Origin of the sequence: Lentzea flava, assembly GCF_014648475.1 — a bacterium.
GTDB classification, from domain to species: domain Bacteria; phylum Actinomycetota; class Actinomycetes; order Mycobacteriales; family Pseudonocardiaceae; genus Lentzea; species Lentzea flava.
Genome location: NZ_BMRE01000001.1, coordinates 561,157 through 573,449 on the forward strand (window position 1 = coordinate 561,157; position 12,293 = coordinate 573,449).

The following is a 12,293-nucleotide window of genomic DNA, read 5'->3' on the forward strand; positions in this document are numbered from 1 at the left end:
GTTGGCGGCATGGAGATCTACGACATCCCGGTCAACACGCTCGCGGGCGAACCGGCCGACCTGAGCGCGTTGCGGGGCAAGGTGCTGCTCGTCGTCAACGTCGCGTCGCGCTGCGGCCTCACCCCGCAGTACGCCGGGCTGGAGCGGCTGCAGGAGAAGTACGGCGAGGACGGCTTCTCGGTGGTCGGCTTCCCGTGCAACCAGTTCGCCGGGCAGGAACCGGGCACGTCCGAGGAGATCGCCACGTTCTGCTCGACGACCTACGGGGTGTCGTTCCCCCTGTACGAGAAGCTCGAGGTCAACGGCCCCGGACGGCACGCCGTCTACCAGGAGCTCGTGCAGCAGCCCGACGCGGACGGCGTCGCCGGTGACGTGCAGTGGAACTTCGAGAAGTTCCTGGTGTCGCGGGACGGGAAGGTGCTGCGGCGGTTCCGTCCGCGCGTCGAGCCCGAGGACGCGGTGATCACCGACGCGATCGAGGCCGCGCTGCGGTAGTTCACCGGTCCGCGCGGCGTTCGCGGAACGCGATCATGTTCATCCGGTTGCCGCACCGCACGCTGCAGAACCGCTTGAGCCCGTTGCGGGACAGGTCGAGCAGGAGGCCGGCACAGTCGTCGGCCTCGCAGACCCGCAGCCGGTCCATCTCGTTCATCCTGATCACGTCCATGAGCGCGAGCGCCGCCTCCACCCGCAGCCGTTCGGCGAGCGGGGAGCTGGGCTCGGTGGCGTGCATGTGCCAGTCGAGCGAGTCGTGCCGCACGAGGTACGGGAGCGCTTTGGCGTCGCGCAGCATCTTGTTGACGGCTTCGGCGGCGTCGTCGCGGTCGAGGGTCCAGACGTGCCGGAGCAGCGCGCGCGTGCGTTGGACGTCGCGCAGCTCGGCCTCGTCGTGGTCGATGCGCCCGGTGAAGGGGTACCGGTCCAGCAGGGCTTTGAGCTGATCGATCGTCGCCAGCTCGTCCGTGCCGCTGCGGGACGCGGACGGATCGGTGTTGCACAGGACCACGACGAAGACGAGCGCCTCCTCCGTGTCAGGGGCAAAACGCAAATTGACTCCTTACCCGCACCGGCCTAGCGTCAGGGGTGTAACCCAGGTTAGGCCATGACATCGGTCCGCAGGGGGAGGCAGCGCGCATGGGGATTCCGTCGAGATCCACCGGTCTGATCGCGGCAGCGGTCTCGTTCATCTCGTTCGGCACGTCCGGGGCGTTCGTCAAACCGCTCCTGGAGGCGGGCTGGTCGCCGACCGCCGCCGTCACCGCCCGCGCGTGCACGGCCGGGCTGGTGCTGCTGCCGTTCGTCGTGATGTCCCTGCGCGGCAAGTGGGACCTGCTCCTGCGGGCCCGGTGGGCCGTGCTCGGCATGGGGCTGGTCGGGGTGGCGATCACCCAGGTCCTCTACTTCGCCGCCATCCAGCGCATCCCGGTCGCGACCGCGCTGCTCATCGAGTTCCTCGCGCCGATCATCCTGGTCGTGTTCACCTGGGCGGTCAGCAGGCGCACGCCCGCTCCCGTCGTCCTGCTCGGCTCCGTGCTCGCGGTCGGCGGTCTCGTGCTCGTGATCGGACCCGGCGCCATCCAGGCGGTGGACCCGATCGGCCTGGCGGCCGCGTTCGGTGCCGCCCTCGGCTGCGCCGGGTACTTCGTGATCGCGGCGCGTCCCAACGACGGGTTGCCGCCCGTCGCGCTCGCCGGGACGGGACTGCTGCTCGCCGCACCGGTCCTCGCGCTCATCGGTGCGGCCGGCCTGCTGCCGTTCACCGCGACGTTCGGCGACGTGCCGCTGCTGGGCACCACGACGGCCTGGTGGGTGCCGCTGCTCGTCGTCGCGGTCGTCGGCACGGCGCTCGCCTACGCGTCCGGCATCACGGCGTCCGGGATCCTCGGGTCGCGGCTCGCGTCGTTCATCGCCCTGCTCGAGGTGGTCTCCGCGTCCCTGTTCGCCTGGCTGCTGCTGGGCGAGGAGCTCACCGGGCTGCAGCTGCTCGGCGGCCTGCTGATCCTCGGCGGCATCGCCTCGGTCCGCGCCGAGCGGCCGAAGGTGGAGCAGCCACCGATACCGGGGATCCTGCAGCAGCGCTGACGCTCAGGCCACGAGGCCGTGCCGGAACGCGTACACGACGGCCTGCACGCGGTCGCGCAGGCCGAGCTTGGTGAGGATGCGCGAGACGTAGGTCTTGACGGTCTCGTGGCTGATCACGAGTGCCGCGGCGATCTCACCGTTGGACAGGCCGTCCGCGATGAGGCGCAGGACCTCGAGTTCCCGCGCTGTCAGGGGAACGTCGTCCGGCGTGCCACCGGCAGGCCTGATCCGCTCGGCGTACCGGCCGACGAGCTGCCTGGTCACCTCGGGTGCCAGCAGCGCGGCGCCCGAGGCGACCGTGCGGATCCCGTGCAGCAGCTGGGCGGGCGGGGCGTCCTTGAGCAGGAACCCGCTCGCACCGGCGCGCAACGCCTCGTACACGTACTCGTCGAGGTTGAACGTCGTCACTACGAGCACCTTGGCGGGATGGGCGACACCGGCTCCCGCGAGCAGGCGGGTCGCCTCGATGCCGTCGAGCACGGGCATGCGAACGTCCATCACCACCACGTCCGGGCCGAGCTGCCCGGCGAGATCGACCGCGGCCCGCCCGTCCCCGCACTCGCCGACCACCTCGAGGTCGGGCTGGGCGTCGATGATCGTCGCGAAGCCGGTGCGGATCAGCGCCTGGTCGTCGCAGACCAGCACTCGGATCATGAGCGGGTCCCCACCGGAATGCGGGCCCGCACGACGAAGCCGTCGCCGAATCTGCGCGCGCTGAACTCGCCGCCGAGCGCCCCGACCCGGTCGCGCAGACCGGCGAGACCCCGCCCGCCCCCGGTCGGCGCGGCGGACGATCCGGTGCCGTCGGTTTCGACGTGCACCACGACCTCGCTTTCGCCGTGCCGCACATGAACCTTCGTGCGGCTGCCGTGCGCGTGTTTGAGGGCGTTCGTCAACGCCTCCTGCACCACCCGGTACGCCACCACCTTCGCACTGCCCACCGCCGGCACGCCCTCCTCGGTGAACTCGACCGGCTGCCCGGCCCGCCTGGTCTGCTCGACGAGCTCACCGACGGACTCCGTGTGCGGATCGCCGTCGTGGTCCGGGTTGAGCACGTCCAGCAGGTGCCGCAGGTCCGCGATGGACCTGCGGCCCGTGTCGGTGATCGCGGTCAACGCCTGGTCGAGGCGCTCGGGAGCCGCCGTCAGGTACCGCGCCGCCTCCGCCTGCACGACCATCGCCGTCACGTGGTGGGTCACCACGTCGTGCAGCTCACGGGCGATGCGCGTGCGTTCCGCCTGACGGGTCGCCTCGGCCACGTGGCGACGGCGTTCCTCCTCCGCGACCCTGGACACCCGCAGCCACGCCCCGATCGCCCACGCGGCGGCCAGCGCCAGGTAGAACGTCACGAACCCGGCCACGCCCTCCCCCGAGCCCTCCCGGTCGAGCGCGACGGCCAGCGGCACGTACGCCGCGGAGGCCAGCACGGCGGTGGTGCGCCGGTGGTGATCCAGGTGCAGACCCGTGCTCAGCAAGGCGATGGGCAACGCGGTGCCGGCGACCGCGTGGTAGCCGAGGAGCTGGTCGGCGGCGAACCCGGCGGACACCAGTGCGAGGCAGACGACCGGCCACCGCCTCCGCACGACCAGCGGCAGGCATTCCAGCGCGATCACGACGGCGGCGAGCGCGTCCAGCGGCCGGCCGGGCAGGTCGCCCAGCTGCGTTCCCCTGTTGTGCAGCGCGGGCACCAGCGAGGCCAGCGCGAGCGCCACCGCGATCGGAGCGTCCCTGATCGTGACGTCCCAGCGGCTCCACCGCTGCCGGAGGCTGATCACCCGGCGAGCGTAGCCGCGGGCACCCGGCGCACGACGGTGCCCCGCCTCCTGGCCAGCCACAGGAACGCGACCGTGACGATGACACCCGCCAGCACCGAGTAGGCGCTCGCCTCCGGGCCGAACTCCCCGCCGCTGAGCAGCAACGGGCCGGAGGTGACGCCGTCCAGCAGGCCCTGCGGCGCCTCCGTGCCGGACACGCTCGTGCCGAAGATGCCGCCCTGGGCGAAGTTCCAGCCGAAGTGCACGCCGATCGGCACCCACAGGGTGCGCGTGGCGGCGTACGCGGCGGCCAGCATGAAGCCGGCCTCGATGGCGATGGCGGTCGCGGTCCACAGCGTGGCGTGCGGGTTGAACAGGTGCGCCGCACCGAACAACACCCCGCTGAGCGCGAGCGAGATCCACGTTCCGAACCGCTGTTCGACGATGCGGAACAGGATGGCGCGGAAGATCAGCTCCTCCACCACGACGGCCGCGGCGGTGAAGCCGGCGATCGCGAGCGCACCTGGCACCGACCCCAGGCCACGCACCTCGTAACCGCCCAGCAGAGCGATGTTGAGGATGACCGCGCCGAACATGCCGAGACCGATGAGCAGCCCTCGCCCGAACGCGGGGCCCGCTCCCTTGAGCGCGACCTCGTCCGGCGCCCGGCGTTCGGTCCGCCGCACCACCCATGCGTAGACGAACAGCGAGAGCGCCGCCGTCGCCAGGCCGAACGCCAGGGTGAGGGGCACGTTCCACTGCATCGCGCCGACGAGTGCACTGCCGCCGAACGCGACCAGCCCGACCGCCACGAGCTGCACCAACAGTCGCATGACCGATCCTTCGTGAGATGTCGGCGGCCATCGCGCCGCCCCGTCGGCGGAAACGCTAGGGATTCGGACGCCCGGAATCGTCACCGCGCGGTGGACATCTCGGTGTAGCTCGCTCGGGGGACATCACCCTTCCGGATACGCGTCGTGCTCCGCGTAGTGGATCACCGCGGCACACCGGTGTCCGAGGTCGCCGTCCGCCCCGGCCGCCATGCGTGCCAGACCTCGAGCACGTCGTGGACCAGGTCGACCTCCAGCAGGTAGGTCATCCCGGCGGCCGGCGCCGCGTGCATTTCCCGGCTGTCCTCCACGGCGCGGCGTAGATGGTCGAGTCGTCGTCCAGCTCGTCGAGGCGGTCGAGCAGGTCGCGCAGTGTGGCCATCGCCCGACGTTACCGGTCCGCCCGCGCGCTCGGCGGGAGCCGTTGGCCCGGCCGTCCCGGGACCTAGGCCCCTCACGATGAGCGCCCATCGGTGCGACGTTCGTCGGAAGAGGCCAACGGCACGGCGGGGAGCAACGGTGATCACGGAACGCATCGAGGTGCACGGCGCCGTGCAGGGCGTCGGGTTCCGGCCGCACGTCTTCCGGCTCGCGACAGAGCTCGGCATCCGCGGCGACGTCCGCAACATCGGCGGGCACGTCGTGATCACCGCGTCCGGGCCGCCGGACACCCTCGACGCGTTCCGGCGGGCTCTGCGGGAGCGGGCTCCTCGCAACGCGCGGGTCGACGACATCACCGTCACGCTGGAGGCCACCAGCCTGCACACCGGATTCGCGGTGCGGGACAGCGGGTTCGCCGCCGGGCCGCGCACCATCATCGGGGATCTCGCGACCTGCGACGCCTGCCTGGCCGAGCTGTTCGACCCGGACGACCGGCGCTACCGGTACCCGTTCGTCAACTGCACCGACTGCGGGCCGCGCGCCACGATCGTGGAGTCGGTGCCCTACGACCGGTCGCGGACGTCGATGCGCGGTTTTCCGCTGTGCGCCGCGTGTTCGGCCGAGTACCACGACCCAGCCGACCGCCGCTTCCACGCGGAGCCGGTCGCGTGTCCCGACTGCGGACCGCGCCTGCGCTGGGGTGACGTGACCGGCGGTGAGGCGCTGCACGTGGCCGTCGCGGCGATCGCGCGCGGAGGCATCGTCGCCGTCAAGGGCATCGGCGGCTACCAGCTCGTCTGCGACGCCGCCGAGGACGACACCGTCGCGCGGCTGCGCAAGCTCAAGCACCGGCCGCGCAAGCCGTTGGCCGTGATGGTCCGCGATCTCGGCGAAGCGCGCACACTGTCCTCTGTAGACGATCAGGCGGCGGCGCTGCTGCGGTCCCCCGCCGCGCCGATCGTCGTGCTGCCGTCCCGCACCGGCGGGCTGGACGTCGGGCTCTTCCTGCCGTACAGCCCGCTGCACCACCTGCTGCTGCACCACCTGGCCCGGCCGCTCGTCGTGACCAGCGGCAACCGGTCCGGCGAGCCCATCGTGATCGATGACGAGGAGGCGGAGGCGAAGCTCGGGCCGCTGGTGGACGGCGTCCTTTCGCACAACAGGCCGATCCTCGCGCGCTACGACGACTCGGTCGTGCGCGCGGGACGAATGGTCCGCAGAGCACGGGGATTCGCGCCGGAACCGTTGCCGCTGCCCCTGCCCGCGCCGAATCCGGTGCTGGCGTTGGGCGCGCATCTGAAGCACACGACGGCGCTGGCGGTCGGTGACCGCGCGGTGCTCGGGCCGCACACCGGTGACCTGGCGAACGCCGAGACGTTCGCCGCGTTCGAGCGCACCGCGGAGGCGCTGTGCCGCTGGCAGGACGTCACGCCCGAGTACTGCGCCCACGACCTGCATCCGCGTTATCTCTCGACCCGGTACGCCGAGCGGTGGTCGCGTGAACGCCGGATTCCCGTTCAGCACCACCACGCGCACGTCGCGGCGACCGCCGCGGAACACGGTGTGGAAGGCCGGTTCGTCGGTGTCGCGTACGACGGTCTGGGGATGGGCGACGACGGCACGTTGTGGGGTGGCGAGATCTTCCTGGCCACCTACCGGGACTACCGGCGGGTCGCCCGCTTCGGCCGGGCACCGCTGCCCGGTGGCGAGGTGGCGGTGCGGCGGCCGTCGCGGATGGCGCTCGGGTACCTGCACGGCGCGGAGGACTTCGGCGCACCGTCCATTCCAGACGTTCGCCCGACGCCGGAGGCGGAGCTCGTGCGGCGCATGATCGAGCGGCGGGTCAACAGCCCGCTCGCGTCGAGCGCCGGGCGGTTGTTCGACGCCGCCGCCGCGTTGCTCGGCCTGTGCGAGGAGAACTCGTACGAGGGTGAGGCGGCGGTGCTGCTGGAGGCCGCGGCCGCGGGACACGACGGTCCGTCGCTGGACTGGGCACTCCACCGGCGGGACGGAATGTGGGTGTACGACCCGATTCCGACCCTGCGCGACCTCGTCACCTGCGGCGACCCGACCGGCGTCGCCGCGGCCCGGTTCCACACCACGATCGCGGAGGTGACCGCGGCACTGGTCCGCGAGGTCGCCGGGAACCTCCGCACGGTCTGCCTGGGCGGCGGTGTGTTCCAGAACCGCAGGCTCGTCGACGCCGTCACCCGTGAGCTCGCGGACCACCGGGTGCTCGTCGGCGAACGCGTGCCGGTCAACGACGGCGGGATCAGCTACGGACAGGCCGCCGTGGCGGCGGCCCTGCTGGCGGGAGGGGACCGCTGATGTGCCTCGGGATTCCCGGACGGATCGTGACGCTGGACGGCGACACCGACCCGCGCACGGGCACCGTCGACTTCGACGGCCTGCGCAGGCCGGTCTGCCTCGCCTACACGCCGGAGGCGGAGATCGGCGACTACGTGATCGTCCACGTCGGCTTCGCGATCAGCCTCGTCGACGAGGAGGAAGCCGCGCGGACGCTCGCCGTCCTGCGGGCCATTCCCGACGCGATCGAAACGGAGCTGGGACCGTGAAGTACCTGCAGGAGTACCGCGATCCCGTGCTGGCCCGCCGGTTGCTGGCCGAGCTGCGGGCCACGGCCACCGCACCGTGGACGATCATGGAGGTCTGCGGTGGCCAGACACACACGATCGTGCGGCAGGGCATCGACGAACTGCTGCCCGCCGGCATCCGGATGATCCACGGCCCCGGCTGCCCGGTGTGCGTGACACCGCTGGAGATCATCGACAGGGCGCTCGCGATCGCCGCGCGGCCGGACGTGATCTTCACCAGTTACGGCGACATGCTGCGGGTGCCGGGCACGTCCGGCGACCTGCTGTCCCTCAAGGCCCGCGGCGCGGACGTGCGAGTCGTCTACACGCCGCTCGACGCCGTCCGCATCGCGCAGGAGAACCCCGGCCGCGAGGTCGTCTTCCTCGCGGTGGGCTTCGAGACGACGGCTCCCGCGAACGCGATGGCCGTGCTGCACGCCGCGTCGTCCGGTGTCCGGAACTTCAGCGTGCTGGTGAGCCACGTCCTGGTCCCGCCCGCGATCACCGCGCTGATGGACGAGCCGGAGACGCAGGTGCAGGCGTTCCTCGCGGCCGGCCACGTCTGCGCCGTCATGGGCTGGGCCGAGTACGAACCGATCGCCGCCGCGTACGGCGTGCCCGTCGTGGTGACCGGGTTCGAACCGCTGGACCTGCTGGAGGGCATCCTGATGGCGGTGCGGCAACTCGAGGAAGGCCGCGCCGAGGTGGAGAACCAGTACGCCCGCGCGGTGCGCCGGTCCGGCAACACCGCGGCGCAGGACGCGATGCGCCGCGTCTTCCAGGTGACCGACCGGACGTGGCGCGGCATCGGCCCGATCCCGGCGAGCGGCCTCGGGCTCAGCCCCGAGTTCGCGGGCTACGACGCGGAAACCCGGTTCGCGGTGGGTGATCTGGTGACGAGGGAGTCGCCCGACTGCATCGCGGGCGACATCCTGCGCGGCACCCGCGTGCCCACCGACTGCGCCGCCTACGGCAAGACCTGCACTCCCCGGACACCGCTGGGCGCCCCGATGGTCTCCAGCGAAGGCACCTGCGCCGCCTTCTTCAACGCCGGCCGAACCCTGGAGCACCGATGACTCTCTCCTGCCCCGTCCCGCGTGTGGAAACCGAGCGCGTCCTGCTCGGACACGGCTCCGGCGGCCAGCTCATGGCCGAACTGCTCGCCGAGGTGATCACCCCGGAACTCGGCCTCACCGGTCCGCTGGAGGACGCCGCGCTGATCGGGCTGGACCAGGTGTTCAGCACGGACAGCTACGTCGTGACGCCCCGGTTCTTCCCCGGCGGCGACATCGGTTCGCTTGCCGTGCACGGCACCGTGAACGACCTCGCGATGCGCGGTGCCCGGCCGATCGCGCTGAGCCTCGCCTACATCATCGAGGAAGGCCTGCCGATCAGCGAGCTCCGCGACATCACGCACTCCGCCGCCGCGGCCGCGCGGGAGGTGGGCGTGCCGATCGTCACCGGTGACACCAAGGTCGTGGGTCACGGCGCGGCCGACGGCCTCTACATCACGACGACCGGCGTCGGCGTGCGGTTGCGCAACGCCTGGCCGTCCGCCGCGAGTGCCGTGCCGGGCGACGTCGTGCTCGTGTCCGGCCCCATCGGCCGCCACGGCATCTCGATCCTCAGCGCCAGGGAAGGACTCGGGTTCGAGGCCGACGTCACCTCCGACAGCCGGCCGTTGCACGACCTGGTCGCGGCGATGATCTCCGCCGGCGGCGCGGACGTGCACGTGCTGCGCGACCCGACCCGCGGCGGTCTGGCCAGTTCGCTCAACGAGATCGCCGCGGCGTCCGGGGTGTGCGTGGAGATCGTCGAGCCGGCCGTGCCGGTGCCGGCACCCGTCGCGGCGGCGTGCGACCTGCTCGGGCTCGACTCCCTGCACGTGGCCAACGAGGGCTGCCTGGTGGCGTTCGTGGCTCCCGCGTCGGTCGACGCGGTGATGGCGGCGATGCGCGCCCTGCCGGAAGGCGCCGAGACCACCGTCATCGGCGAGGTCACCCAGGGCGACCCCGGTCGCGTTCTCGCCCACACGCTGGTCGGCTCGTCGCGCATCGTCGACGTGCTGGTGGGCGAGCAGCTGCCCCGGATCTGCTGATCCGGGGCACGCTGATCAGCGCCAGCCGAGTGCCGGTGCCACGTGCACGAGGATGTTCTCGACGACGTGGGCGCAGTAGTCGACACCGAGCTGGTTGGGCACGGTGAGCAGCAGCGTGTCGGCCTCGGCGATCGCCTCGTCCCCGGCCAGCTGCTCGATCAGCACGTCGGGCTCGGCCGCGTAGGAGCGGCCGAAGATCGCCCTGTTCGGCCCGTCGATGTAACCGATCTGGTCGGTGCTCTCACCGTCGTCGCCGAAGTACGCGTGGTCCAGGTCGGTGGTGAGCGCGAAGATGCTGCGCGACACCGAAACGCGCGGCTCGTGCCGCCACCCGGCCTCGGTCCACGCCTTGCGGAACGCCCGGATCTGCTCGGCCTGCTGCACGTGGAACGGCGCGCCGCCCTCGTCGAACTTCAGGGTCGAGCTCATCAGGTTCATGCCCTGCTCGGCCGCCCACACGGCGGTGCCGTTCGACCCCGCGCCCCACCAGATGCGGTCGCGCAGGCCGGGCGAGTGCGGTTCGAGCCGCAGCAGGCCGGGCGGGTTCGGGAACATCGGCCGCGGGTTGGGCTGCGCGAACCCCTCCCCCTCCAGCACCTTCAGGAACACCTCGGCGTGCCGGCGGGCCATGTCGGCGTCGGTCTCGCCCTCCGCGGGCTGGTAGCCGAAGTGCCGCCACCCGTCGACGACCTGCTCGGGTGATCCGCGGGAGATGCCGAGCTGCAGCCTGCCGCCGGCGATGAGGTCGGCGGCACCGGCGTCCTCCGCCATGTAGAGCGGGTTCTCGTACCGCATGTCGATCACGCCGGTGCCGATCTCGATGCGCTCGGTCTTCGCCCCGATCGCCGCCAGCAGCGGGAACGGCGACCCGAGCTGCCGCGCGAAGTGGTGCACCCGGAAGTAGGCGCCGTCGGCACCCAGCTCCTCCACGGCCACCGCGAGGTCGATCGACTGCAGCAACGTGTCCGACGCCGACCTCGTCTGCGAGTGCGGGCTGTCCGACCAGTGGCCGAACGACAGGAACCCGATCTTCTTCATATCGCGCGCCCACTTCCGTCGCTTAGTTGACCTGTCAACCTTACCTGAACGGAGTCACTGCGCGCGCCACCAGGTTCATCACCCAGCAGCCACATCCACCGGAGCCCACTGCTCGTACGACCGACTGACCAGCGGCATCACTCCGCGCGCACCAGATTCAGCCCCAGCGGCCTGCACGCGTGACCGACTGACCAGCGACATCACTGCGCCCGACCAGGTTCAGCCCCACCGGCCCATCCCCCCTGCTCGCACGACCAACTGACCAGCGACATCACTGCGCGCGCCACCGGTGCACCTCCAACGCCACCCCGACGTGCACCAGGTTCTGCTCCAGCGGCCGCGGCAGCAGCTTCGACGCTCGGGCCAGACGCCGCAGCAGCGTGTTGCGGTGCGTGTAGAGCCGTGCGGCTGCCGTCGTCGCGTTGCAGTTCGCGGCGATGAACGCCCGTACGGCTTCGATCACCTCCGGGTCGGCCGTGGCGAGGGAACCGAGGGTTCGTCGCACGAACCGGTCGGCGCGCTCGGCGTCCGTGGTGAGCAGCGCGACCAGCTCGACCTCCTCGTGGGTCGCGAGCTGGTGCGGTGACGCGAGCCTGGCGAGCATGCGCTGGACCGTGAGCGCGTCGAGGTGGCTGCGGCGGAACCCGTCCGCGTCGAGCCCACTGGATCCCAGCGCCACCCGCACGGCCGGGAAACGCGCGACGCCCGCGCGCAGCACGGCGTCGTCCGGTGCGCCGTGCACCCACACCCACCGGGTGGCGGCGCTGGCCAGCACGGTCAGCGGGCGCGGTTCCCCGGCGGCCGCGGCGAGCAGGTCGGCCACGCGGTCGAGGTCGCCCAGCGCGTCGTCGCTCCACACGATCGCCGCGGTGTGGTCGCCGGAGAGCCGGTAGCCGAGGCGGTGCTCCGCGCGCGATGCGGTGATCGGCGCGCCGTCGAGCAGCAGCGTCACCGTTTCCAGGCGTTCGGCGTGCGTGCCGCGGGTGAGCTGCTCGCGTTCGCGGGTCATCTGCACCGAGATCGCGGCCACGGTGTCGTCGACGAACGCCTCGATCGACCGGCACGAGACCTCGACCAGCTCGCGCAGCTCGTCGGGGTCGGACGTCAGCGAGAAGGCGATCCGCAGCCACAGCCGCACCGCGACGCCCTGCCCGGAGCGGTAGGCGTCGAGCGCCGACTCGTCGAGCCCGCGGCGGATCAGGTCGCGGGCGAACGCGAGCGGTGCCTCGCCCAGGTCGGCGGGCACGCGCTCCCCCGGCGCCCGGATGTTGGCCGACGCCCAGCCGAGCAGGTTCGACCGGTTCGTGCGTTTCAACGCGGCCGTGAGCACGGGATCCTCGGCGACCTGCCTGCGGTTGGGACCCGACAGCGTCGCCGCGTCCAGCTCGGCCAGCCACTCGGCGGGCGGGTCGAGCGCGATCTCCGCGCCGCGCCGGATGAGCTCACGCACGCGGGGTGACGGCCGCTCCCACGACATGGTGCACATTGCACCACAAGAGCGGTGAACAGGTGCACT

The 12,293-nt window shown here is 71.9% G+C and carries 13 protein-coding genes; 6 read left to right on the forward strand and 7 right to left on the reverse strand.

Features of this window, described 5'->3' with window-relative positions; genetic code table 11:
- The first annotated feature begins 9 nt into the window (after positions 1-9).
- Positions 10-495, forward strand: a complete 486-nt coding sequence (locus IEZ09_RS02720) for a glutathione peroxidase (RefSeq protein WP_189251880.1) — start codon at positions 10-12, stop codon at positions 493-495.
- A gap of 1 nt (position 496) precedes the next feature.
- On the opposite strand, the gene IEZ09_RS02725 is transcribed toward IEZ09_RS02720, so the two are convergent.
- Complete coding sequence (locus tag IEZ09_RS02725) at positions 497-1,048, reverse strand: CGNR zinc finger domain-containing protein (RefSeq protein WP_189251881.1); 552 nt, start codon at positions 1,046-1,048, stop codon at positions 497-499.
- 86 nt (positions 1,049-1,134) lie between these two features.
- Here IEZ09_RS02725 and IEZ09_RS02730 point away from each other — a divergent pair, with 86 nt between their 5' ends.
- On the forward strand, positions 1,135-2,082 hold the full coding sequence (locus tag IEZ09_RS02730) for an EamA family transporter (RefSeq protein WP_189251882.1): 948 nt from the start codon (positions 1,135-1,137) through the stop codon (positions 2,080-2,082).
- A 3-nt stretch (positions 2,083-2,085) separates the two neighbouring features.
- Here IEZ09_RS02730 and IEZ09_RS02735 read toward each other — a convergent pair whose 3' ends face one another.
- From IEZ09_RS02735 to IEZ09_RS47370, 4 genes are all read right to left on the reverse strand, one after another.
- On the reverse strand, positions 2,086-2,736 hold the full coding sequence (locus tag IEZ09_RS02735) for a response regulator (protein ID WP_189251883.1): 651 nt from the start codon (positions 2,734-2,736) through the stop codon (positions 2,086-2,088).
- The gene (locus IEZ09_RS02740; protein WP_189251884.1) at positions 2,733-3,857 is read right to left on the reverse strand and encodes a sensor histidine kinase; all 1,125 of its coding nucleotides are present in this window, start codon (positions 3,855-3,857) and stop codon (positions 2,733-2,735) included. Before IEZ09_RS02740 ends, IEZ09_RS02735 begins: the two co-directional genes overlap by 4 nt.
- Positions 3,854-4,669 (reverse strand): CPBP family intramembrane glutamic endopeptidase, encoded by an 816-nt coding sequence (locus tag IEZ09_RS02745; RefSeq protein WP_189251885.1) that lies wholly within the window; start codon positions 4,667-4,669, stop codon positions 3,854-3,856. Before IEZ09_RS02745 ends, IEZ09_RS02740 begins: the two co-directional genes overlap by 4 nt.
- 161 nt (positions 4,670-4,830) lie before the next feature.
- On the reverse strand, positions 4,831-4,959 hold the full coding sequence (locus IEZ09_RS47370; protein WP_268247592.1) for a hypothetical protein: 129 nt from the start codon (positions 4,957-4,959) through the stop codon (positions 4,831-4,833).
- A gap of 226 nt (positions 4,960-5,185) precedes the next feature.
- On the opposite strand from IEZ09_RS47370, the gene hypF reads away from it, so the two are divergent.
- Genes hypF through hypE form a run of 4 tightly spaced genes read left to right on the forward strand, consistent with a single transcriptional unit; the run spans position 5,186 to position 9,739 of the window.
- On the forward strand, positions 5,186-7,375 hold the full coding sequence (gene hypF, locus IEZ09_RS02750) for a carbamoyltransferase HypF (protein ID WP_229812190.1): 2,190 nt from the start codon (positions 5,186-5,188) through the stop codon (positions 7,373-7,375).
- Positions 7,375-7,623 (forward strand): HypC/HybG/HupF family hydrogenase formation chaperone, encoded by a 249-nt coding sequence (locus tag IEZ09_RS02755; RefSeq protein WP_189251887.1) that lies wholly within the window; start codon positions 7,375-7,377, stop codon positions 7,621-7,623. Before hypF ends, IEZ09_RS02755 begins: the two co-directional genes overlap by 1 nt.
- Positions 7,620-8,717, forward strand: coding sequence for a hydrogenase formation protein HypD (gene hypD, locus IEZ09_RS02760; RefSeq protein WP_189251888.1), 1,098 nt, complete (start codon positions 7,620-7,622; stop codon positions 8,715-8,717). The genes IEZ09_RS02755 and hypD overlap by 4 nt, the downstream gene beginning before the upstream one ends.
- Positions 8,714-9,739, forward strand: a complete 1,026-nt coding sequence (gene hypE / locus IEZ09_RS02765; RefSeq protein ID WP_189251889.1) for a hydrogenase expression/formation protein HypE — start codon at positions 8,714-8,716, stop codon at positions 9,737-9,739. Before hypD ends, hypE begins: the two co-directional genes overlap by 4 nt.
- A gap of 15 nt (positions 9,740-9,754) precedes the next feature.
- On the opposite strand, the gene IEZ09_RS02770 is transcribed toward hypE, so the two are convergent.
- Entirely contained in the window at positions 9,755-10,777 is a 1,023-nt protein-coding gene (locus IEZ09_RS02770; RefSeq protein ID WP_189251890.1) for an LLM class flavin-dependent oxidoreductase, read from the reverse strand.
- 271 nt (positions 10,778-11,048) lie between these two features.
- The gene (locus tag IEZ09_RS02775; RefSeq protein ID WP_189251891.1) at positions 11,049-12,254 is read right to left on the reverse strand and encodes a PucR family transcriptional regulator; all 1,206 of its coding nucleotides are present in this window, start codon (positions 12,252-12,254) and stop codon (positions 11,049-11,051) included.
- Between the last annotated feature and the right edge of the window lie 39 nt (positions 12,255-12,293).